This is a genomic window from Sphingobium sp. YR768 (genome assembly GCF_900111125.1).
In the GTDB taxonomy this organism is placed as follows: Bacteria; Pseudomonadota; Alphaproteobacteria; order Sphingomonadales; family Sphingomonadaceae; genus Sphingobium.
In genome coordinates, this window is the sequence record NZ_FOGE01000003.1 from 319,459 (window position 1) to 339,482 (window position 20,024).

The window sequence follows — 20,024 nt, forward strand, 5'->3', positions numbered from 1 at the left end:
CTGTTTGGAAAATGCGCGGAAGAGCGCATTTTCGATGCGGCACCGGCCTTCAAACGAGGCACGTGACTCGTTTGAACCCCACCCGACCGCCCACATATGGTACCCTGTTGGGCGGTCGGGTGTGGGCCGGTGCGGATGCGCCAGAGGCGCATTTCCAAACAGACTCTAAGGCATAGGTGATTGCCGCTCCGCAGGGCCGGGGCGGCAATCAAACGCGCCTGCACTAGCAATCCGCTGCATGCCCCGGTAGCGTTCCGGCATGAACAATCACCCCAACGGGGCCGCGACCGGCTCTTCTTCCCGCACCCTGGGTCTGGCCGCCTGCATCGCGCTGGTGATGGGCAATATGATCGGGTCGGGTGTGTTCCTGTTGCCCGCATCGCTGGCCCCATTCGGCTGGGATGCGGTGGCGGGGTGGGCGTTCACCATTGCCGGGTCGCTGGTGCTGGCGTTCGTCATCGCACGGCTGACCGTGGCCATGCCGGATGCCAACGCCTCCCAGATGATCGCGCGCGCCTATGGGCCGCTGGCCGGTTTCGCGATCGGATGGATTTACTGGCTGTCGATCATCATCACCAATGTCACCATAGCGGTGGCGGCGACCGCGAACCTGAGCAGCGTGCTGCCTGCGCTGGCGAAGCCGGGCGTGGGCGCGGTCTCTTCCATCGCCTTTCTCTGGGCGATGACCGGCATCAACCTGATCGGCGCGCGCGCAGCCGGGATTACCCAGATCGGCACCACCATCATCAAGCTGATCCCGATCGCGGTCGTGCTGGTGCTGCTGATGGTCGTGCTGGGCAGCGGCGAGGCGCAGGTCGCCCCCTTCCCCGCGCAGGGTCTGACCGGTGCAGGCATCACCGCATCCGCAGCGCTGACCCTGTGGGCGTTGCTGGGCTTTGAATCGGCCAGTGTCGCGGCGGACAAGGTGCGCGATCCCGCCCGCACGATTCCGCGCGCCACGCTGATCGGCACGGCGGCGACGGGCCTTATCTATCTGCTCGTCTGTTCGGGCATCGCGCTGACCCTGCCGGCGGCGGAAACGCAGACCGGATCGCCCTTCGGCGCGTTCGTCAGCCATTACTGGTCGCCCGGCCCCGCCAGCTTCATCGCGATCTTCGTGGTGATAAGCTGCCTTGGCGCGCTCAATGGCTGGACGCTGTTGCAGGGAGAAGTGCCGCTGGCGATGGCGCGGGCGGGCGAACTGCCCCGCTGGCTGGCCGTGACGGATGCCAAGGGGACGCCGGTGCGCGGGTTGATCCTGTCCACCCTGTTGGCCAGCCTGATGCTGGTGGCGAACAGTTTGCAGGGGCTGGTGGCGCTGTTCACCGCCATGGCGCTGCTGGCGACGTCGGCGACCCTGTGGCTCTATGTCGGCTGCGCGCTCGCGAGCCTGCGGTTCCGGCTGGTGGTGCCGGCGGCGGTCATCGGGCTGGGCTATGCGCTGTGGACGCTATGGGGCGCGGGGATTGTGGCCAGCGGATCGAGCATCCTGCTGATGCTGGCGGGCCTGCCCTTCTACTGGTGGGCGCGGCGGGGACGGAAATAGCTTCGTCATTGCGAGCCGAGCGAAGCAATATTGCTTCGCTCGGCTCGCAATGACGATAGCGGGGGATCAATCCCCCCAGATTTCCTTGAGCTTGGAGAAGAAACCCGTCGATTGCGGGCATTCCTCGCCAGTTTCGGTGTCACGGAAGGCTTCGAGCAATTCCTTCTGCTTGGCCGTCAGCTTCGTGGGCGTTTCGACATCGACCTGAACGACCAGATCGCCCTGCCCGCGCCCGTTGAGGACGGGCATGCCCGCACCACGCTGGCGGATCTGCTTGCCCGACTGGATGCCGACGGGAATCTTGATCTCATGCCGCGAGCCGTCGAGGCCCGGCACTTCGATCACCCCGCCCAGCGCCGCCGTGGTGAAGCTGACGGGCGCGCGGCAGAACAATGTCGTGCCGTCGCGTTCGAAGATCGCGTGCCGCTTCACATGCAGGAAGATATAGAGGTCGCCCGCCGGTGCGCCGCGCGCGCCAGCCTCGCCCTCGCCCGTCAGACGGATGCGCGTGCCTTCATCGACGCCGGCCGGGATATTGACCGACAGCGTCTTGGGCCGGTCGACACGCCCATCGCCCCGGCAGGAGCGACAGGGGCTTTCGATCACCTGACCCGCGCCATGGCAGGACGGACAGGTGCGTTCGACCACGAAGAAGCCCTGTTGCGCGCGGACCTGACCATGACCGGCGCAGGTGCCGCAAGTCTTGACCCCGGTGCCCGGCTGGGCGCCGGAACCGTCACAACTGTCGCAGGCGGCCGACACCTCGATCTGGATCTCGGTCTTCTTGCCATGATAGGCTTCGTCGAGGCTGATCTCCATGTCATAGCGCAGGTCAGCGCCGCGCCGCTGCTGCTGGCGCCCGCCACCGCCCTGTCCGCCAAAACCGGACTGGCCGAAAATCGTCTCGAAAATATCGCCAAGGTCGGAAAATCCGCCCGCCGCGCCGCCACGGAAACCGCCGCCGCCACCGCCGCCCGACTGGGCATTGGTATAGGCCGCATGACCATAGCGATCATAGGCCGCGCGTTTTTGCGGGTCCTTCAGGCATTCATAGGCTTCGGATACGGCCTTGAATTTGGCCTCGCTGTCGGTGCAGCCCCCGGTCCGGTCCGGGTGATATTTCATCGCCAGCTTGCGATAGGCGCTCTTGAGCGCGGCGCCATCGGCGGTGCGCTCGACTTCGAGCAGTTCGTAATAATCAACTTCGGTAGTCATCTGGACCCCCGCCCGCCCCTTCCCTCACCCGGGCGCGGGCCGGGGTGAGGGAGGTTAGGCATAGCTTACGCCTTGTTGTCGTCCACTTCGGAGAATTCGGCGTCGACGACATCGTCATCAGCCTTGGGCGCGTCCGCACCCGGAGCCGCCGCATTGGCCTGCTCCTTCTCGTAAATGGCCTGACCCAGCTTCATGGCGACCGTGGCGAGTTCCTGCGCCTTGGTCTTCATCGCTTCTGCGTCACCGCCTTCGATCGCGGTCTTGGTTTCCGCGATGGCGGCTTCGATCTCGCCCTTCAGCGATGCGTCGACCTTGTCGCCATGTTCGGCCAGCTGCGCTTCGGTCGTGTGAACGAGGCTTTCGGCGTTGTTCTTGGCTTCGGCCGCTTCGCGACGCTTCTTGTCGTCTTCGGCGAAACGCTCGGCATCCTTGACCATCTGGTCGATGTCCGAGTCGCTGAGGCCACCCGACGCCTGGATGCGGATCTGCTGTTCCTTGCCGGTGCCCTTGTCCTTGGCCGACACGTTGACGAGGCCGTTGGCGTCGATGTCGAACGTGACTTCGATCTGCGGCACGCCGCGCGGGGCTGGCGGAATGCCGAGCAGGTCGAACTGGCCGAGGATCTTGTTGTCCGCCGCCATTTCACGCTCACCCTGGAACACGCGGATCGTCACCGCCTGCTGATTGTCGTCGGCGGTCGAATAGACCTGCGACTTCTTGGCGGGGATGGTGGTGTTGCGATCGATCATGCGGGTGAACACGCCACCCAGCGTCTCGATGCCCAACGACAGCGGCGTCACGTCCAGCAGCAGCACGTCCTTGACGTCGCCCTGAAGCACGCCGGCCTGAATGGCGGCGCCCATGGCGACGACTTCGTCCGGGTTCACGCCAGTGTGCGGTTCCTTGCCGAAAAATTCCTTCACGGCTTCGCGCACCTTGGGCATGCGGGTCATGCCGCCGACCAGAACGACTTCGCTGATCTCGCTGGCCGAAACGCCTGCGTCGGCCATCGCCTTCTTGCAGGGTTCCATCGTGCGCTTGATGAGGTCCGCGACAAGGCGTTCCAGATCGGCGCGGGTGATGGTCTTCACCAGATGTTTGGGACCATTCTGGTCAGCGGTGATGAAGGGCAGGTTGACTTCGGTCGTCTGGGCCGAGGACAGCTCGATCTTCGCCTTTTCAGCGGCTTCCTTCAGACGCTGGAGGGCCAGCTTGTCCTTGGTCAGGTCGATGCTTTCCGCCTTCTTGAAGTCGGCGGCCAGATATTCCACCAGCTTGGCGTCGAAATCTTCGCCGCCCAGGAAGGTGTCGCCGTTGGTCGACTTCACTTCGAACACGCCGTCGCCGATTTCGAGGATCGAAATGTCGAAGGTGCCGCCGCCAAGGTCATAGACGGCGATCGTCTTGCCGTCCTGCTTGTCGAGGCCATAGGCCAGCGCAGCCGCCGTCGGCTCGTTGATGATGCGCAGCACTTCGAGGCCCGCAATCTGGCCGGCGTCCTTGGTCGCCTGGCGCTGGGCGTCGTTGAAGTAGGCGGGGACGGTGATGACCGCCTGCGTCACGGTTTCGCCGAGATAGGATTCAGCGGTTTCCTTCATCTTCTGAAGGATGAAGGCGCTGATCTGCGACGGGCTATATTCCTCGCCACCGGCCTTGACCCAGGCGTCGCCATTCGGGCCCTTCGCGATGTCATAGGGGACGAGTTCCATGTCCTTCTTGGTCATGGGATCGTCAAAGCGGCGGCCGATCAGGCGCTTCACCGCGAAAATCGTGTTGTCCGGATTGGTGACTGCCTGGCGCTTGGCCGGCTGACCGATCAGACGTTCGCCATCCTTGGCGAAGGCAACGATCGAAGGAGTCGTGCGCGCCCCTTCCGCATTTTCGATGACCTTAGGCTTGCCGCCGTCCATGACAGCGATGCAGCTGTTGGTGGTGCCCAGATCGATACCAATAACTTTTGCCATCTCTTCCTCTTGTAACCCCAAATATTCAGCGGTTGACGGCCCAATACCTCACTAAAGCGCCAAGGCAAGGCCGGTTTGCAAGGGGGGATATAGGCGCGGTTCCGCTTGGCACAAGACGCTGGGACGATTAGCTGTGGTATCGACCGGAAACGAGACAGTTACAGGAGTATCGGATGCGCGCCCGCTTTGCCCTCTTCGCCCTGGCCGCGCCGCTGGCGCTCAATGCCTGTGGCGACCCGGCCCCAACCTATATCGATCAGGCCTGGGTGCGGCTGTCGCCCAACAAGGATGCGCCTTCGGCCGGCTATTTCGTGGCCCATGGCGGCGACGCGGGCACGCAGTTGCGCGGCGTGATGACGGACTATGCGTTGAAAGTCGAAATGCACGAAACCGTCAGCAAGGACGGGATGACGACGATGGAAGCGATCGACAGCGTCGACATTCCGGCCAAGGGGCAGGTCAGCTTCGCACCGGGCGGCAAGCATCTGATGATCTTCGGCGTCAATGATACGGCGATCAGCCGGGGCAAGATGCAGATGACCTTCCTGCTGGCCAATGGCGACCGGTTGCTGGTGGACGCGGTGATCCGCAAGCCCGATGGCACCGCACCCGCGCCCGCTGACAACGCGGCTCATTGACCAGCAGGCCGCTCACCACGCAGGAAATCACGCTCGCCGGATCGATGTTCGGCCGGGCGATCGATTATCAGCGGGTACGGGTGCATGAGCGGAAATGGTGGCCGCTCCAGCCGAAGGGTGTAACCATGGCCCCGGATGGCGACCTGTGGTTCCATCCGGAAGGCGGCCTGTTCTGCGCGGATTTCTGCGAAAGTCCGCTGCACATACAGGGGCATTTCATCCATGAGATGACCCATGTGTGGCAGGCGCAGCGATCCGGCAAATATTGGCTGCCGCTGATGCGCCATCCCTTCTGCCGCTATGGCTATGCGCTTGTGCCCGGCAAGCCGTTCGACCGCTATGGCATCGAGCAGCAGGCGGAGATCGTGCGGCACATTTTCCTGCTGCGACAGGGCGTTGCGGTGAAGGGCAAGCCGGGGCTTGCGGCCTATGCGGGGCTGTTGCCGTTCGCTTGAGAGCATTACCCAAATCGGGTAATATACGCTCAATGAGCGCATCCACCTCCATCACGCTGAGCGATCATTTCCACGCCTTTGCCGAACGCAAAGTGGCGGAAGGCCGTTTCGGGTCTACCAGTGAAGTCGTGCGCGCCGGGCTGCGACTATTGGAGATAGAAGAGGAAAAGCTGGAGCGGCTGCGAGCCGCGTTGATCGAGGGCGAGGAAAGCGGTCCGGCCGAAGCCTTTGATTTCGATCAGTTCCTGTCGGAAATGCATCAGCGTCATCGCAAGTCCGCATGACGTCGATTGCGTTCGCACCAGGCGCACGCAACGATCTCATCGACATCTGGTCCTACACATTTGATCATTGGGGCGTTGAGCAGGCCGACGCCTACACGGCAGATATTCACGCTGCTCTGCACGCCGCCGCCGATCAATCACCCAAGGCACAGTCCATCAACATGGTTCGCGCAGGCTATTGGCGGATCAGGACAGGCAGTCATATCTGCTATTTCACAAGAGCAGACAAAGACATCATCGTGATGCGTATCCTGCACGAACGCATGGATGCAGCCAGCATATTATGAATGAAAAAGGGCGGACCTTGCGGCCCGCCCTTCCTGTTTCTTCACCTGTCGGCGCGTCGCTTAGTAAACGCGGGCCTTGGGCTTCACATATTCCGCTTCGTCGGTCATCGTATAGTCGTGGACCGGACGATAATCGAGCGTCACCTTGCCGCTCGATCCACCCCAGCCTTCGAACCAGCTGATGGTGTGCTTCATCCAGTTTTCGTCGTCGCGGTTCGGGAAATCCTCATGCGCATGGGCGCCGCGCGATTCCTTGCGGGCTTCGGCGCCTTCCATCGTGCAGATGGCCTGGCTCATGAGGTTGTCGAGTTCCAGCGTTTCGATCAGGTCGGTGTTCCAGATCAGCGAACGGTCGGTGACCTTCACATCCTGAAGCCGCTTGTTGACGGCCTGCATCTGGGTGACGCCTTCGGCCAGCAACGCACTGTCGCGGAACACGGCGGCATGCTTCTGCATGGTGCGCTGCATGTCCATGCGGATGTCCGCCGTCGGCGTGCTGCCCTTCGCATTACGATAATGGTCGAGGCGGCTGAGCGCCAGATCGGCGGCATCGGCCGGCAGCGCCTTGTGCGGGGCGTTGGGCTTGAGGTTGTCCTTGAGGAACAGGCCGGTGGCGCGGCCGAACACGACAAGGTCGATCAGCGAGTTGGAGCCGAGGCGGTTCGCGCCATGGACCGACACGCAGGCCGCTTCGCCGACCGCGAACAGGCCCGGCACGATCACTTCCGGGTCATCGCCCTTCTTGGTGACGACCTGACCATGATAGTTACAGGGGATGCCGCCCATATTATAATGGACGGTCGGCGTGACGGGCAACGGCTGGCGGGTCAGGTCGACACCGGCAAAGATCTTGCCGCTTTCGGTGATGCCCGGCAGGCGTTCGGCCAGCACCTTCGGATCGATATGGTCGAGATGAAGGAAGATATGATCCTTATGCTCGCCCACGCCGCGCCCTTCGCGCATTTCCATCGCCATCGATCGCGACACGACGTCGCGCGACGCCAGATCCTTCGCCGAGGGGGCATAGCGTTCCATGAAACGCTCGCCTTCGGAATTGGTGAGGTAGCCGCCCTCGCCACGCGCGCCCTCGGTGATCAGCACGCCCGCGCCATAGATGCCGGTCGGATGGAACTGCACGAATTCCAGATCCTGAAGCGGCAGGCCCGCGCGCAGCACCATGCCGCCGCCGTCGCCGGTGCAGCTATGGGCCGAAGTGGCCGAGAAGTAAGCGCGGCCATAGCCGCCGGTCGCCAGCACGACCGCATGCGCCTTGAAGCGATGGATCGAGCCGTCTTCCATGCAGATGGCGATGACGCCACGGCATTCGCCATTTTCCATGATCAGGTCGATGGCGAAATATTCGATGTAGAAGTCCGCGTCATATTTCAGCGACTGCTGGTACAGCGCGTGCAGCATGGCGTGACCGGTACGGTCAGCCGCCGCGCAGGTCCGCTGCACCGGCGGGCCGGCGCCCATATTCTGCATGTGGCCGCCGAAGGGCCGCTGATAGATCGTCCCGTCCTGATTACGGCTGAACGGCACGCCGGCATGTTCCAGCTCGATCACGGCGGCGGGCGCTTCACGCACCATATATTCGATCGCATCCTGGTCGCCCAGCCAGTCCGACCCCTTGACGGTGTCGTACATGTGCCAGGTCCAGTGATCGGGGCTGTTATTGCCCAGCGAGGCGGCGATGCCGCCCTGCGCCGCCACGGTGTGCGACCGGGTCGGGAACAGTTTGGTGATGCAGGCGGTCTTGAGGCCCGCTTCGGCGCTGCCCATGGTCGCGCGCAGGCCCGAGCCGCCAGCGCCCACCACGACGGTGTCGTAGGTGTGGTCGATGATCTTATAGGCTTCGGTCATTACTTGACGATCCCGATGAAGGCGATCTTGGCGATCGCGAAGACGCCCGCGGCAGCGCCGCCAAAGGCATAGAAGTTCAGCAGCAGCATGGAGAAGAAGGCCAGACCCTTGTCATGGACATAATCCTCCAGCATCACCTGCATGCCGAGGCGCAGGTGCATGAAGATGCTGACCACCATCAGCATCAGCGGCACCGCGACCAGCGGATTGTGAATCCAGCTGACGACGCTCTCATAGTCGAGGCCGGGCAGGCTGAGTAGGCTGAAGACCAACCACAGCACCAGCAGCAGGTTGCCGACGGCGCTGTAGCGCTGCGCCAGCCAGTGATGTGCGCCATGCTTGGCGGAGCCGAGGCCGCGAACGCGACCGATGCCAGTACCGGTACCCATCAGAGCGCCTTTCCGAAGATGTAGAGCCAGACGAAGCCGGTCGTGAGGAGCGAAGCGACGAAGGTCGCGATCGACCACATCTTGTTGTTCTTCAGCTCGTAACCCGCGCCCATGTCGAGCACGAAGTGGCGAAGGCCCGAGAAGAGATGCTGGAAGAAGAACCAGGAAAGGCCGATCATCACCAGATAGCCGATCGGCGAGGTCGCGCACGCCACGAAGGTCGCATAGGCCTCCGGACCGGTCGCGGCGGCCATCAGCCACCAGATGAGGCCCAGCGCGCCAGCGGTCGCCAGACCGTTGCCCGTCACGCGGTGCATGATGGAGACGGCCATGGCCGGTCCCCATTTCCAGATCGTCAAGTGCGGCGAGAGTGGCCGGCTGGTGGAACGCGCCATGTCTACCCTAGTCCCTGATATTTGTCCCTGAGTCCCGTCCCCTTAGGAGCGAAGCGCCGAGAGGGCAAGCAGAGGAAGGCAACAGAAAGTTGCTGGCGCTTTCGTGGCTACAATCGCGCAGCCATAAGAATGGATTAACCAACCTGCGATAAGGATGAACCGCAACCCGATCACGTTACCAAGCAGGGGCCGTTCCTTCATGCCGTCCACCCTTCCCTCCGCCAACACCACGTCGGACTATCTGGCGGAAGTCGACCCCTCCGGCGCGATTGCCCGTACGGCACGCGAAATCGGCGAGCTGATCAGCGATGATCTCAGCAGTGTCGGTGCGATTTTCTTCACCACCTATATGCAGGAAACGGGGCTGCAACAGCAGTTGAACGGCGCGATCATCCGCCGGATCGAGGCGGAAGCCGGCAAATATGTCGAGGAAAAGCTGCTGCATTTCGCCGATGGCCGCTGGGCCGCGTCGGCGGCGGACTGCGTGCGCCATGCGCGCAAGCATGGCGTATCTGTGCGGGCGGTGCTCAATGCAGTGGCCACCGCCAATGAGCGCGTGTCCGACCTGATCTGGGAAAAGTGCAAGAGCGACGATGCGCGTTGCCAGCGCCTGATGCGCATGATGTTGCAGATTGCGATGATCGATTCGGGCTTCATGAGCAATGTGCTGGCCACCGATCAGGCGGAAACCCAGCGGGCTGAGCGGCAGCGCTACGGCACGCTGTTCGAACAGCGAATCGTGGGGGAAATCGACGGAGCGTCGAAACTGGGCGAATCGCTGCGCGAACAGGCCAAGGACGCTTCCGCCGCCACGCGCGGCATGCTGGGCAAGGCCTCCGAAGTCGCCGCCGCCGCCGAACAGTCCGCGCTCGCCATGCGCGAAGCCGCCCGGACCTCGGCCGGCCTGATCCGCGCGATCGAGGACGCCCGGACCGAAGTCGAAAGTTCCGCCGAAGTCGCGCGCCGGGCATCAGCCCAGTCGGGCGATGCAGTGACGATGTCCGCTACCCTGTCCGAACATGCCAAGTCGATCGAATCGATCCTGGGCCTGATCCGCGACATTGCAGGGCAGACCAATTTGCTGGCGCTCAACGCCACGATCGAGGCGGCACGGGCGGGTGACGCCGGACGCGGCTTTGCCGTCGTTGCGCAGGAAGTGAAGAGCCTGGCCAACCAGACCGCGCGGGCGACCGACGAAATCGCCAGCAAGATCGCCGATATCCAGGCATCGACCCGCCAGTCGGTGGAAACCAATGAACGCATCCGCGACACGGTGGGCGAAGTGCAGGCTAGCGCCGAACGCATCCGCCACGCCATGGACGCACAGGCGCAGACGGTGACGATGATCACCGCCGCCGTCGACGAAACCGCGCTGGCGGCCGATTCGATGTCCACCACCATTTCCGCGATCCGGCAGGACACGGAAGTCGTCGCATCGGAAATCGACCAGTTGGAGCGCGGCTTCGTGAGCGTGGAGGGCAAGCTCGCCAGCCTGCGCCATGCGTCCTCCGACTTCGGACGGCAGGTCGCGTAAAAAACACACCACCTCCGTTCGCCCTGAGCTTGTCGAAGGGCGTTCCGCGCGCCGTTGACCTTCGGTCGCCTCCGGCACGACAAGCTCAGGGCGAACGGAGGAAGAGACTGCCATCCCTATCCTAAAAGGTTTGGGGGCCGTCTTTAGCCACGCTTCCCCTGCCCCGCCGCCTCGGCTAAAGGCGGCGGGATGAATGATGCCGCAAAGTCCGCCCAGAGCTGGAAAGTCACCCTGCCCTGCACCCGCGCCGAAGCCGAAGCGCTGGACGGGGAGATCGCCGCCTTTGCCCTGATGGACCGGCCGCCGGTGCTGATGACCAGCGAAACGGTGGAGGATGAGAATATCTGGCAACTGGACGCCTATTTCGAGGGCAAGCCCAGCGCCGCCGCCGTCAAATTGGTGAAATCTCTTGTCCCTAGCGCCGCCGGATCGAAGCCGCTGGTCGAGGCGCTGCCGGACGAGGATTGGGTGACGCTGAGCCAGCAGGGCCTGGAACCCGTGACCGCCGGCCGCTTCCATGTCCGCAACATCGCGTCTGACCCGGAACTGCCCGGCCATGTGAACCTGCTGATCGAGGCGGGCCGCGCCTTTGGCACCGGACAGCATGAAACCACCGCCGGGTGCCTCGCCATGCTGGACCGGATGCGCCGGGTGGGCATGCGGTTCGGCAATGTCGCCGATATCGGCACCGGCACCGGCTTGCTGGCCTTCGCCGCTTTGCACCTGTGGCCGCGCAGCTATGCCATCGCATCGGATATCGATCCGGTCGCGGTCGAGATCAGCGCCGAAAATGCCCGCGACAATGCGATCGCACTGGGCGACGGGCGCGGGAAACTGGCGCTGGTGACGGCGGCGGGCGCAGACCATAGCGCGATCGTCGGCCGGGCCCCCTATGACCTGCTGATCGCCAATATATTGGCCGGGCCGCTGATCGAATTGGCGCCCTCGCTCAGCGCACTTGTGGAGGATGGCGGGACGATCGTGCTGGCCGGCCTGCTGAACGAACAGGCCGACGCCGTGATCGCCGCCTACCGCGCGCAGGGGATGCGCCTTGCCGAACGCAGCGACCGGGGCGACTGGCCCACGCTGCGCCTGCGCAAGCGGCCGAGCATCGGCTGGAAGCGCCCCCGCCGCATCAACAGCGCCGCGCGCGGCGAAGCCCCCGGCTTCGGCAGCCTCTGACCCCCTGAAAGGAGACACAGCCATGGCGATCACCCGCCGCATCATCCTGCATGACGGCTTCGAGAGCGTGGGGGTGGCCGCCGCCGCCGCCGCGCCCGCGCCGGGCATCCTGCTGTTCCCCAACATATTGGGGACGAAGGAAGCCGACTTCGCCTATGCCGAAAAGGTTGCCGCGCTGGGCTATGCGGTGCTGGTCGCCGACGTCTTTGGCCAAGGCAAGCGCACCAGCCGGTCGGATGCCAATCCCGGCCTCTATATGGACCCGTTAAATGCCGACCGCGCCCTGCTGCGCGATCGCGTCAATGCGGCGCATGCCGTGCTAAAGGCCATGCCGGAAGTCGATGCCAGCCGCACCGCCGCGATCGGCTTCTGCTTTGGCGGGCGCTGCGTGCTGGACCTTGCCCGGTCGGGCGCGGACATTGCCGGGGGCGTCAGCTTCCACGGCGTCTATCAGGCCCCGCCCTTCCCCAATGCGACGATCAGCGCCAAATTGCTGGTCTGCCACGGCTGGGACGATCCGATCGCCCCACCGGAAGCCACGGTGGCGCTGGCGAAGGAACTGACCGAGGCCGGCTGCGACTGGCAGATCCACGCCTATGGCGGCACCGGCCACGCCTTCACCGACGAGGCCGTGCATATGCCGGAAAAGGGTCTGGCCTATAGCCCGGAGGCCGACCGGCGCAGCTTCCGGTCGATGAGGGATTTCCTGGGCGACCTGTTCGGCTAAGGCCCCAAAAAGCAAGGGTTTAGATCCGTTCGCCCTGAGCCTGTCGAAGGGCCGCACTTCTTCTGAATGCCTTTCGAAAAAAGAAGTGCAGGGCTTCGACAAGCTCTCCTGAGCAAAGTCGAAGGGCCGAACGGAACTGAGGTAGCGATCAGCCCCTTTTCAGCGCGTGGGAATGCGCCGCGCGCTGGCCAGATGATGGGCGTGGGTGATCGCCACGGCCAGCGCGTCCGATGCGTCCGGCCCAGCGATCTTCGCGCCGGGCAGCAGGCGCGACACCATGGCGTGCACCTGATCCTTCGACGCATTGCCGACGCCGACGACCGATTTCTTGACGAAGCGGGCGGCATATTCGCCCACTTCCATGCCCGCCCGCGACGCATTGAGCAGGATCACGCCGCGCGCCTGCCCCAGTTTCAGCGTCGATTGCGGGTTCACATTGACGAACACCTCCTCGACCGCCGCGCCGTCGGGCCGATGCTCCAGGATCAGGTCGGTCAGTGCAAGGTCGAGCGCCAGCAACCGCGTCGCCAGCGACATGCCCGAATCGGTCTTGATCTGGCCATTGCCGATATGGGTCAGGCGATTGCCGTCCGCGGCGATGATGCCCCAGCCGGTCGTGCCAAGGCCGGGATCTAGTCCGAGAAGGATCAAATACCCTCTCCCTGTGGGAGAGGGAGGGCCCCATGCGAAGCATGGGAGGGTGAGGGTGAAGGGCGATGATCAATCACCCTCACCCTTCCGGCGCTTCGCGCCTCCCTTCCTCTCCCGACGGGAGAGGGAAAGAAGATCAACCCAGCTTCTCCATCACCTCGTCGGAGACTTCATAGTTCCCCCAGACGGTCTGGACGTCGTCATCCTCTTCCAGCGTATCGACCAGCTTCATCAGCGTGGCGGCGTTGCTTTCGTCGACTTCGACGGTGGTGGTGGGCTTCCAGGCGAGCTTCGCGCCATCGGCCGCGCCCAGCGTGATTTCCAGCGCCTTGGCGACTTCGTGCAACGCATCCATGGCGGTCCAGATTTCATGTTCGTCCTCATTGGACGACACGTCCTCCGCACCTGCTTCCAGCGCCGCTTCGAAAATCGCTTCGGCGTCGCCGGCGCTCGCCGGATAGGTGATCAGGCCAAGGCGATCGAAGCCATGGCTCACCGCGCCCGAAGCGCCCAGATTGCCGCCATTTTTGGAGAAGGCGGTACGGACATTGGTCGCCGTGCGGTTGCGATTGTCGGTCAGCGCTTCCACGATGATCGCCGTGCCGCCGGGGCCATAGCCCTCATAGCGCACTTCTTCGTAATTCTCGGTGTCGCCCTTGCTCGCCTTGTCGACCGCGCGCTGGATATTATCCTTGGGCATCGACTGGGCCTTGGCGGCGTTGATCGCCAGACGCAGGCGCGGGTTCATGTCCGGATCGGGCATGCCCATCTTGGCCGCGACGGTGATTTCGCGGCTGAGCTTGGAGAACATCGAGGAGCGCTTCTTGTCCTGCGCGCCCTTGCGATGCATGATGTTCTTGAATTTGGAATGGCCTGCCATAAGTCCTGAATTCTTATCTGCCGGTTGAAAGTGATGGGCGCCCTTACACCAGCGGCCGCCCCAAGGGCAACCTTCAGAGCAGTCGCTGCCACCAGCCGACATCGCGCCAGCCGTCCATCTTCCATCCCACTTCCCGATAAATGCCGACGGGCGTGAAACCCATGGCTTCATGCAGGGCGACGCTGGCATCATTGGGCTGGGCAATACCGGCGAAGACAGCGTGGACGCCGCGCGCCTTCAGGATCGGGAACAGGGCAGCATAAAGCGCCCGCCCCACCCCCTGCCGGGCGAAGGCCGGATCGACATAGATGGCGACATCGGCGGAGCTCGCATAGGCGGCCCGGCTGCGATGGGCACTGCCATAGGCATAGCCCGCGATGCGTCCGCCAGCGCCTTGGGCGACCAGCCAGCCATGCGATGCGCCATGCTCGGCAATCCGGCGCGCCATTTCGACGGCGCCGGGCGGGTCGGTTTCGAAACTGACCCAGCTATCCGTCACATAAGGGGCATAGATCGCCGCGCAGGCGACGGCATCATCGACCCGCGCCGGACGGATGCGGATCATCAATAGAGGATCGCGGTGCCGGACGCCGACACCATCAGCATCGATCCGTTGGACCCGATGACTTCATAATCGAGGTCGACGCCCACCACGGCATTGGCGCCCATGGTCGCGGCGCGCGTGCGCATTTCGGCAATCGCCTGTTCGCGGGCGCGCTGGAGCACATCTTCATAGGCGCCCGATCGCCCGCCCACGATATCGCGGACGCTGGCGAACAGATCGCGGAACAGGTTGGCGCCCACGATCACCTCGCCGGTGACGATACCGAGATATTCCTTCGCAGGCCTTCCCTCCAGACGGCTGGTGGTGCTGACGATGATCTCGGACATCTTCTTCTCCCTTGGAACGAACCGCATCCTTGCTAAGAAGTAGCAGGGGGCATGTCATGGACCAAGCACGCAGCCAGTTTCTTCGAATATTGATCGATGATGTGCAGCGAGCACTGGACCGAACGGCATCGACCGACACGCAGTCCGATCGCCGCAACCTCTTGCGAACCATCATATCAGCCGCCGAAGGCGCATCCTGGATCTATCGAGTCCATGTCCTGTCTGTTGCCCAACAATTCGATGTCGCTACGCCGCAGATTGAAATGGCCTTCGCCGAAGCGTCCTTCTCGGTTTCCGGTTCCGGCGAAATTGTCGAGCAAGCACGATATATCCCGCTGACAGCCATGATTCGGCTGACCACGAACGTGGCGCAATCCTTCTGCCCTGGTGCGGATGTCGATTTCGGTGATGCTGGATGGCAAAAGTTGCGGATCGGCATAGCAGCGCGCAACCGCATCACACATCCAAAGAATGATAACGACCTGATCTTGTCAGACGCCGAGATCGAGGCGGCCAAGGCAGGCTTTTTCTGGTTTCTGGATATATCCGCAAATGTAATGGAAAAGACGGTAAAAGCCTATTCCGAATTGGTTGCCGATCTGAAGCAACTCGGTCAGGAGCTTCAAAGCGGCGACCCTGAGGCGCTCGAACTATATCGCCGAGTGCATCAGGGCCAAGGTGAATGAATTTGTTTATTCCATTCCCAGAGCGGCCAGATAGGTCTGGAGCACCGCTTCCATTTCCTGCCGGTCATGCGGCTGCATCTTACGCAGGCGGATGATCTGGCGAATGATCTTCGCGTCGTAACCGGTTGCCTTGGCTTCCAGATAGACGTCCTTGATATCGTCGCCGATGCCCTTCTTTTCTTCTTCCAGACGCTCGATGCGCTCGATCAGAAGGCGTAGCTGGTCGGCGGCGACGTTGCCCTCGCTCATGTCATAACTCCATGTCAGTGTGAATCGGTTGGCGGACGCCTCTAATGGGTGTCGGCGTTCTTCGCCACACTCTCCTGCATCTTTGCGATCTGCTGAGGCGTGGCTTCGCCCTGATGCTGCGCTTTCCAGTCGGCAAAAGGCACGCCGTGGATGATCTCGCGGGCCTGATCCCTGGTCAGATTGCCGTCGGCCTCGGCGATCCAGTCGGCCAGGCAATTGCGGCAAAAGCCCGCGCTGCCCATCAGATCGATATTCTGGACGTCGGTCCGGTGCTGCAAATGCGCCACCAGACGGCGGAAGGCGGTTGCAGCAACCGCATCTGTGAGTATGCTATCAGTCATCGGCGATCCTTTTCGCTGATCTACATCATCCTGTCGTGCAGCACGGATAACCCATAACGACGCCCTGACAAGATTCAGGAGCGATCATGACGGCCAGGAGAAGACATGACTCAGTTACCGCCCCGCTCACGCAAGGTTCGCATCCTGGCGACGCTTGGCCCTGCCAGCGATTCGCCGGAGATGATCCGCGCCCTGTTCGTCGCCGGGGCCGACGCCTTTCGCATCAATATGAGCCATGGCGCGCATGAGGATCATGCCGCGCGCATCGCCACCATCCGTACGCTGGAAAAGGAATTCAGCCGCCCGACCACCATTTTGGGCGACCTTCAGGGCCCCAAGCTGCGCGTCGGCACCTTCGAGAAGGGGCTGGCGATTCTGGAAACCGGCGCGAAATTCGTGCTGGACCGGGACGAGACGCCGGGCAATGCCCGCCGCGTCAACCTGCCCCACCCGGAAATCTATGCCGCGCTGGTGCCCGAAACCCGGCTGTTGCTGGACGACGGCAAGCTGGTGTTGCGGGTGAAGGCCATTGAGGGCGACCGCATCGAGACGATCGTCGAGGTCGGCGGCACCCTGTCCAACCGCAAGGGCGTAAATGTGCCCGACGTGGTGGTGCCGGTGCCGGCGCTGACCGACAAGGATCGGCGCGATTTGAGCTTCGCCATGCAACAGGGATGCGACTGGATCGCGCTCAGCTTCGTGCAGCGGCCCGAGGATCTGGCCGAAGCCCGCAAGCTGATGGGCGGCTATGGCGCGCTGATGGCCAAGATCGAGAAGCCGTCGGCCGTGCAACGGCTGGAGGAGATTATCGAACTGGCCGATGGCGTGATGGTCGCGCGCGGCGATCTGGGCGTGGAACTGCCGCCCCAGGCGGTGCCGCCGCTCCAGAAGCAGATTGTCGCCACGGCCCGCCGCATGGGCCGCCCGGTGGTGGTCGCCACCCAGATGCTCGAATCGATGATCAAGTCCCCCTCCCCGACTCGCGCCGAAGTGTCGGACGTGGCGACGGCCGTCTATGACGGCGCCGATGCGATCATGCTGTCGGCCGAGACGGCAGCGGGCGACTGGCCGGTGGAGGCGGTGGCGATGATGGACAGCATCGCCCACAGCGTGGAGCGCGATCCGGGCTATTATGGCCGTCTCCATTATACCGAGACGCGCCCCGACCCGACCACGGCGGACGCACTGGCCGAAAGCGCCGGCAATATCGTCGATGTCGTGGGGGCCAGCGCCATCACCTGCTTCACCTCGTCGGGCAGCACGGTGCGCCGCGTGGCGCGCGAACGGCCCGCCGCGCCGATTCTGGCGCTGACGCCGCGCGCCGACACGGCCCGCAAGCTGGGCCTGACCTGGGGTGTCCATGCGATCCGCACCAAGGATATCGGCACGTTCGAGGAAATGATCGGCAAGGCGCGACGCATGGCGCTGCGCCATGACATGGTCGAAAAAGGCGGCAAGATCGTCGTGCTGGCCGGCGTCCCCTTCGGCACGCCGGGATCGACCAACGTGCTGCACGTCACCACGATTCGCGGCGACGAACTGAAGGGCCGCGACGAGGGATAAGCGCAAAGGGGGAGAGGCAGTACCTCTCCCCCTTCCGCTCCCGACGGATAGGCCGATTCGACGATTCGCCAGCCTATTTCCGTACCAACGCAGAAAAGCGCCCGATCATCGACCGGGCGCTTTGCGCAGTATCAAGACCTGCCCCCGCAGGGGCAGCCCTCGCTATCAGCCCTGGCGAGCCTTGAAGCGACGGTTGGTCTTGTTGATGACGTAGGTGCGGCCGCGACGGCGGATCACGCGGTTATCCCGGTGGCGGCCCTTGAGCGACTTGAGCGAGTTGCGGATCTTCATGGCGTCGGCCCTTGATAAATCTGGTGTGGTCGAATTTCGAAGCGCAGCCCCTATGGGCCGGAAGCCTCGGAGTCAAGGGTGATGACCGGCCTTTTGCTTCCATTCATCTTTCATGCAGCAAGAGGGTAGCTAGAGAGGCGTGAGGGTTTTACACCCGCCGCGCCGTGTATTCAGCACCCTATCTATCCGGCAAATGTCCGTTGGAGTGACCCCATGTCGATGCGCCCCCTTCTCGCCGCCGCCCTCGCCCTTCCCCTCGCCGCCTGCGCCGGCGGCGTACCGCCGGTGGAAGTGACGCGATTCCATATCGACAATCCCGCCCGGTCGGGCAGCATCGCGGTCGAGGAAATGCCGGGCAATCCGGACATCAGCCTGGAATTCCGCACCTATGCCGGAGTCGTGATCCAGGAATTCCAGCGCGTGGGCTTCACGCCCGCCAGCGATGGCGCGCAGAGCGACTATGTCGCGCTGATCAGCTTCAACCGCAGTTTCCGCCCCTCGGGCGTCGACCGCAGCAGCGACAAGCCGGTCAGCGTCGGCATGAGCGGCGGCATCGGCAGCGGCGGCGGGCGCCGGGACGGCACCTTTGGCGGCCTTGGTCTGGGCGTGGGCATCAACCTGTCGGGCAAGCCCAAGGACATCGTGACCACGCAGATGCATGTGCAACTGCGCCGCCGGTCCGATTCGTCGGCCGTGTGGGAAGGCCGCGCCTCGACCGAAGCGCGTCAGGGCACGCCCGCCGCGCAACCGGTTGCGGCGGCACAGAAACTCGCTGCCGCACTGATCGGGGGCTATCCGGGGGAATCGGGCCGCACTATAACGGTCAAATGAGCATCAGCATTTCCAGCGGCTTTGACAGCGGCAACATTCGCACCCTCTCCATCACCGATACTCCGGCCGGCGTCAGCGCCGAGCTGGAGATCGTGACCGATCATCAGAGCGACTTTTATCAATGGTTCCACTTCCGTCTGGCCAATGCGGCCGGGCGCGAGGTGGAGTTGAAGATCGTCAACGGGGGCAACTCCGCCTATCCCGGCGGCTGGCCTGGCTATAGCGCGCGCTTTAGCGAGGATCGCGAAAGCTGGCTGCTGGCCGACACCGACTATGCCGACGGCACGCTGACCATCCGGCTGACGCCGGACAGCAATGCGGTGTGGATCGCCTATTTCGCGCCCTATTCGATGGAGCGCCATCACGACCTGATCGCCTGGGCGGCCAGCCAGCCGGGCGTGGAGCATCGCGAACTGGGCCTGACGCTGGACGGCCAGCCGATGGACCTGCTGACGATCGGCGACGGCCCCAAGCAGGTGTGGCTCTATGCCCGCCAGCATCCCGGCGAATCGATGGCCGAATGGTGGATGGAAGGCGCGCTGGAGCGGCTGACCGACGAAGAGGATGCCGTCGCCCGCCTGCTGCGGCAGAAGGCGACGATCCATCTGGTGCCCAACATGAACCCGGACGGCAGCCGTCGCGGCCATCTGCGCACCAATGCGGTCGGCGTGAACCTGAATCGCGAATGGCATGAGCCGACCGCGGACAAGAGCCCCGAAGTGCTGCTGGTGCGCAATGCGATGGACGCGACCGGCGTCGACTTCGCCATGGACGTGCATGGCGACGAAGCGATCGCGGCGGTGTTCATTGCGGGCTTTGACGGCGTTCCGTCGATTACGGCGAAGCAGAGCGAACTCTATCACCGCTATCGCGACACGCTGGCCGTGCGCACGCCCGATTTCCAGACGCGGCTGGGCTATCCGGTGGCGGCCGCGGGCAAGGCCAATCTGTCCATGTCGACCAACCAGGTCGCCGAACGTTTTGGCGCGGTGGCGATGACGCTGGAAATGCCGTTCAAGGATAATGACGACCTGCCCGACGCCGATTTCGGCTGGTCGCCCGCGCGCTCCATCCAGTTGGCCAAGGATTGCCTGGCCGTGCTGGCGGAGATGATCGACGATATCTGATTGCCTCCGTCATCCCAGCGAAAGCTGGGATGACG

Annotated in this window: 24 protein-coding genes; 12 read left to right on the plus strand and 12 right to left on the minus strand. The window is 63.6% G+C overall.

Annotated elements, in window-relative coordinates:
• The first annotated feature begins 259 nt into the window (after positions 1 to 259).
• The gene (locus tag BMX92_RS06165; protein WP_093013472.1) at positions 260 to 1,546 is read left to right on the plus strand and encodes an amino acid permease; all 1,287 of its coding nucleotides are present in this window, start codon (positions 260 to 262) and stop codon (positions 1,544 to 1,546) included.
• A 66-nt stretch (positions 1,547 to 1,612) separates the two neighbouring features.
• Here BMX92_RS06165 and dnaJ read toward each other — a convergent pair whose 3' ends face one another.
• Together dnaJ and dnaK are read right to left on the minus strand one after the other, a co-directional pair.
• Positions 1,613 to 2,761, minus strand: coding sequence for a molecular chaperone DnaJ (gene dnaJ, locus BMX92_RS06170; protein ID WP_093013475.1), 1,149 nt, complete (start codon positions 2,759 to 2,761; stop codon positions 1,613 to 1,615).
• Between the two features lie 65 nt (positions 2,762 to 2,826).
• A complete protein-coding gene (dnaK, locus tag BMX92_RS06175) occupies positions 2,827 to 4,725 on the minus strand; it encodes a molecular chaperone DnaK (RefSeq protein WP_093013478.1) in 1,899 nt (632 codons plus the stop codon).
• Positions 4,726 to 4,898: 173 nt separating this feature from the next.
• On the opposite strand from dnaK, the gene BMX92_RS06180 reads away from it, so the two are divergent.
• The 4 genes from BMX92_RS06180 to BMX92_RS06195 are packed head-to-tail and all read left to right on the plus strand — an operon-like array spanning position 4,899 to position 6,389.
• Positions 4,899 to 5,363, plus strand: a complete 465-nt coding sequence (locus BMX92_RS06180; protein WP_093013481.1) for a copper chaperone PCu(A)C — start codon at positions 4,899 to 4,901, stop codon at positions 5,361 to 5,363.
• Positions 5,360 to 5,818, plus strand: a complete 459-nt coding sequence (locus tag BMX92_RS06185; protein ID WP_093013484.1) for a vgr related protein — start codon at positions 5,360 to 5,362, stop codon at positions 5,816 to 5,818. The genes BMX92_RS06180 and BMX92_RS06185 overlap by 4 nt, the downstream gene beginning before the upstream one ends.
• Before the next feature lie 32 nt (positions 5,819 to 5,850).
• On the plus strand, positions 5,851 to 6,102 hold the full coding sequence (locus BMX92_RS06190; RefSeq protein ID WP_093013487.1) for a type II toxin-antitoxin system ParD family antitoxin: 252 nt from the start codon (positions 5,851 to 5,853) through the stop codon (positions 6,100 to 6,102).
• Entirely contained in the window at positions 6,099 to 6,389 is a 291-nt protein-coding gene (locus BMX92_RS06195) for a type II toxin-antitoxin system RelE/ParE family toxin (protein ID WP_093013490.1), read from the plus strand. Before BMX92_RS06190 ends, BMX92_RS06195 begins: the two co-directional genes overlap by 4 nt.
• A gap of 60 nt (positions 6,390 to 6,449) precedes the next feature.
• Here the strand turns inward: BMX92_RS06195 and sdhA are convergent, their stop codons facing one another.
• Genes sdhA through sdhC form a run of 3 tightly spaced genes read right to left on the minus strand, consistent with a single transcriptional unit; the run spans position 6,450 to position 9,036 of the window.
• Positions 6,450 to 8,252 (minus strand): succinate dehydrogenase flavoprotein subunit, encoded by a 1,803-nt coding sequence (sdhA, locus tag BMX92_RS06200; protein ID WP_093013493.1) that lies wholly within the window; start codon positions 8,250 to 8,252, stop codon positions 6,450 to 6,452.
• Positions 8,252 to 8,641: a succinate dehydrogenase, hydrophobic membrane anchor protein gene (gene sdhD, locus BMX92_RS06205; RefSeq protein ID WP_093013496.1), complete on the minus strand. Its 390-nt coding sequence runs from the start codon at positions 8,639 to 8,641 to the stop codon at positions 8,252 to 8,254. The genes sdhA and sdhD overlap by 1 nt, the downstream gene beginning before the upstream one ends.
• A complete protein-coding gene (sdhC, locus tag BMX92_RS06210) occupies positions 8,641 to 9,036 on the minus strand; it encodes a succinate dehydrogenase, cytochrome b556 subunit (protein ID WP_093013499.1) in 396 nt (131 codons plus the stop codon). Before sdhC ends, sdhD begins: the two co-directional genes overlap by 1 nt.
• A gap of 199 nt (positions 9,037 to 9,235) precedes the next feature.
• On the opposite strand from sdhC, the gene BMX92_RS06215 reads away from it, so the two are divergent.
• From BMX92_RS06215 to BMX92_RS06225, 3 genes are all read left to right on the plus strand, one after another.
• A complete protein-coding gene (locus tag BMX92_RS06215) occupies positions 9,236 to 10,570 on the plus strand; it encodes a methyl-accepting chemotaxis protein (RefSeq protein WP_093013502.1) in 1,335 nt (444 codons plus the stop codon).
• Between the two features lie 189 nt (positions 10,571 to 10,759).
• Complete coding sequence (locus BMX92_RS06220; protein WP_093013505.1) at positions 10,760 to 11,752, plus strand: 50S ribosomal protein L11 methyltransferase; 993 nt, start codon at positions 10,760 to 10,762, stop codon at positions 11,750 to 11,752.
• 22 nt (positions 11,753 to 11,774) lie between these two features.
• Complete coding sequence (locus BMX92_RS06225; RefSeq protein ID WP_093013508.1) at positions 11,775 to 12,479, plus strand: dienelactone hydrolase family protein; 705 nt, start codon at positions 11,775 to 11,777, stop codon at positions 12,477 to 12,479.
• Positions 12,480 to 12,638: 159 nt separating this feature from the next.
• On the opposite strand, the gene ruvC is transcribed toward BMX92_RS06225, so the two are convergent.
• The 4 genes from ruvC to BMX92_RS06245 form a co-directional block, all read right to left on the minus strand.
• Positions 12,639 to 13,130, minus strand: coding sequence for a crossover junction endodeoxyribonuclease RuvC (gene ruvC / locus BMX92_RS06230; protein ID WP_093013511.1), 492 nt, complete (start codon positions 13,128 to 13,130; stop codon positions 12,639 to 12,641).
• Positions 13,131 to 13,266: 136 nt separating this feature from the next.
• Positions 13,267 to 14,010, minus strand: a complete 744-nt coding sequence (locus tag BMX92_RS06235) for a YebC/PmpR family DNA-binding transcriptional regulator (protein WP_093013514.1) — start codon at positions 14,008 to 14,010, stop codon at positions 13,267 to 13,269.
• 73 nt (positions 14,011 to 14,083) lie between these two features.
• Positions 14,084 to 14,575 carry an arsinothricin resistance N-acetyltransferase ArsN1 family B gene (locus tag BMX92_RS06240; protein WP_093013517.1) on the minus strand — a complete coding sequence of 164 codons (492 nt, stop codon included), beginning with the start codon at positions 14,573 to 14,575 and terminating at the stop codon, positions 14,084 to 14,086.
• On the minus strand, positions 14,575 to 14,901 hold the full coding sequence (locus BMX92_RS06245; RefSeq protein WP_177184948.1) for a heavy metal-binding domain-containing protein: 327 nt from the start codon (positions 14,899 to 14,901) through the stop codon (positions 14,575 to 14,577). Before BMX92_RS06245 ends, BMX92_RS06240 begins: the two co-directional genes overlap by 1 nt.
• Before the next feature lie 56 nt (positions 14,902 to 14,957).
• On the opposite strand from BMX92_RS06245, the gene BMX92_RS06250 reads away from it, so the two are divergent.
• Complete coding sequence (locus BMX92_RS06250) at positions 14,958 to 15,587, plus strand: hypothetical protein (protein WP_093013520.1); 630 nt, start codon at positions 14,958 to 14,960, stop codon at positions 15,585 to 15,587.
• 6 nt (positions 15,588 to 15,593) lie between these two features.
• Here BMX92_RS06250 and BMX92_RS06255 read toward each other — a convergent pair whose 3' ends face one another.
• The gene (locus BMX92_RS06255; RefSeq protein WP_093013523.1) at positions 15,594 to 15,836 is read right to left on the minus strand and encodes a DUF2312 domain-containing protein; all 243 of its coding nucleotides are present in this window, start codon (positions 15,834 to 15,836) and stop codon (positions 15,594 to 15,596) included.
• Between the two features lie 41 nt (positions 15,837 to 15,877).
• On the minus strand, positions 15,878 to 16,177 hold the full coding sequence (locus BMX92_RS06260) for a DUF1244 domain-containing protein (protein WP_093013527.1): 300 nt from the start codon (positions 16,175 to 16,177) through the stop codon (positions 15,878 to 15,880).
• A gap of 105 nt (positions 16,178 to 16,282) precedes the next feature.
• On the opposite strand from BMX92_RS06260, the gene pyk reads away from it, so the two are divergent.
• The gene (gene pyk, locus BMX92_RS06265; protein WP_093013530.1) at positions 16,283 to 17,740 is read left to right on the plus strand and encodes a pyruvate kinase; all 1,458 of its coding nucleotides are present in this window, start codon (positions 16,283 to 16,285) and stop codon (positions 17,738 to 17,740) included.
• 165 nt (positions 17,741 to 17,905) lie between these two features.
• Here pyk and ykgO read toward each other — a convergent pair whose 3' ends face one another.
• Positions 17,906 to 18,031, minus strand: a complete 126-nt coding sequence (gene ykgO / locus BMX92_RS06270; RefSeq protein WP_004210176.1) for a type B 50S ribosomal protein L36 — start codon at positions 18,029 to 18,031, stop codon at positions 17,906 to 17,908.
• A 213-nt stretch (positions 18,032 to 18,244) separates the two neighbouring features.
• On the opposite strand from ykgO, the gene BMX92_RS06275 reads away from it, so the two are divergent.
• Both BMX92_RS06275 and BMX92_RS06280 read left to right on the plus strand, forming a co-directional pair.
• Complete coding sequence (locus BMX92_RS06275; RefSeq protein WP_093013533.1) at positions 18,245 to 18,862, plus strand: hypothetical protein; 618 nt, start codon at positions 18,245 to 18,247, stop codon at positions 18,860 to 18,862.
• Complete coding sequence (locus BMX92_RS06280) at positions 18,859 to 19,989, plus strand: M14 family metallopeptidase (protein WP_093013536.1); 1,131 nt, start codon at positions 18,859 to 18,861, stop codon at positions 19,987 to 19,989. The genes BMX92_RS06275 and BMX92_RS06280 overlap by 4 nt, the downstream gene beginning before the upstream one ends.
• Positions 19,990 to 20,024 lie beyond the last annotated feature (35 nt).

Excerpts from the sequence above, each read along its gene's own strand:
- BMX92_RS06215 (WP_093013502.1), top strand. The coding sequence starts at position 9,236 with ATGCCGTCCACCCTTCCCTCCGCCAACACCACGTCGGACTATCTGGCG.
- BMX92_RS06245 (WP_177184948.1), bottom strand. The coding sequence starts at position 14,901 with ATGTCCGAGATCATCGTCAGCACCACCAGCCGTCTGGAGGGAAGGCCT.
- BMX92_RS06180 (WP_093013481.1), top strand. The coding sequence starts at position 4,899 with ATGCGCGCCCGCTTTGCCCTCTTCGCCCTGGCCGCGCCGCTGGCGCTC.
- BMX92_RS06255 (WP_093013523.1), bottom strand. The coding sequence starts at position 15,836 with ATGAGCGAGGGCAACGTCGCCGCCGACCAGCTACGCCTTCTGATCGAG.
- sdhC (WP_093013499.1), bottom strand. The coding sequence starts at position 9,036 with ATGGCGCGTTCCACCAGCCGGCCACTCTCGCCGCACTTGACGATCTGG.
- dnaK (WP_093013478.1), bottom strand. The coding sequence starts at position 4,725 with ATGGCAAAAGTTATTGGTATCGATCTGGGCACCACCAACAGCTGCATC.
- sdhD (WP_093013496.1), bottom strand. The coding sequence starts at position 8,641 with ATGGGTACCGGTACTGGCATCGGTCGCGTTCGCGGCCTCGGCTCCGCC.
- BMX92_RS06225 (WP_093013508.1), top strand. The coding sequence starts at position 11,775 with ATGGCGATCACCCGCCGCATCATCCTGCATGACGGCTTCGAGAGCGTG.
- BMX92_RS06190 (WP_093013487.1), top strand. The coding sequence starts at position 5,851 with ATGAGCGCATCCACCTCCATCACGCTGAGCGATCATTTCCACGCCTTT.
- BMX92_RS06165 (WP_093013472.1), top strand. The coding sequence starts at position 260 with ATGAACAATCACCCCAACGGGGCCGCGACCGGCTCTTCTTCCCGCACC.
- BMX92_RS06235 (WP_093013514.1), bottom strand. The coding sequence starts at position 14,010 with ATGGCAGGCCATTCCAAATTCAAGAACATCATGCATCGCAAGGGCGCG.
- BMX92_RS06275 (WP_093013533.1), top strand. The coding sequence starts at position 18,245 with ATGTCGATGCGCCCCCTTCTCGCCGCCGCCCTCGCCCTTCCCCTCGCC.
- ykgO (WP_004210176.1), bottom strand. The coding sequence starts at position 18,031 with ATGAAGATCCGCAACTCGCTCAAGTCGCTCAAGGGCCGCCACCGGGAT.
- BMX92_RS06220 (WP_093013505.1), top strand. The coding sequence starts at position 10,760 with ATGAATGATGCCGCAAAGTCCGCCCAGAGCTGGAAAGTCACCCTGCCC.
- BMX92_RS06250 (WP_093013520.1), top strand. The coding sequence starts at position 14,958 with ATGGACCAAGCACGCAGCCAGTTTCTTCGAATATTGATCGATGATGTG.
- dnaJ (WP_093013475.1), bottom strand. The coding sequence starts at position 2,761 with ATGACTACCGAAGTTGATTATTACGAACTGCTCGAAGTCGAGCGCACC.
- BMX92_RS06240 (WP_093013517.1), bottom strand. The coding sequence starts at position 14,575 with ATGATCCGCATCCGTCCGGCGCGGGTCGATGATGCCGTCGCCTGCGCG.
- BMX92_RS06195 (WP_093013490.1), top strand. The coding sequence starts at position 6,099 with ATGACGTCGATTGCGTTCGCACCAGGCGCACGCAACGATCTCATCGAC.
- BMX92_RS06280 (WP_093013536.1), top strand. The coding sequence starts at position 18,859 with ATGAGCATCAGCATTTCCAGCGGCTTTGACAGCGGCAACATTCGCACC.
- pyk (WP_093013530.1), top strand. The coding sequence starts at position 16,283 with ATGACTCAGTTACCGCCCCGCTCACGCAAGGTTCGCATCCTGGCGACG.
- BMX92_RS06260 (WP_093013527.1), bottom strand. The coding sequence starts at position 16,177 with ATGACTGATAGCATACTCACAGATGCGGTTGCTGCAACCGCCTTCCGC.
- sdhA (WP_093013493.1), bottom strand. The coding sequence starts at position 8,252 with ATGACCGAAGCCTATAAGATCATCGACCACACCTACGACACCGTCGTG.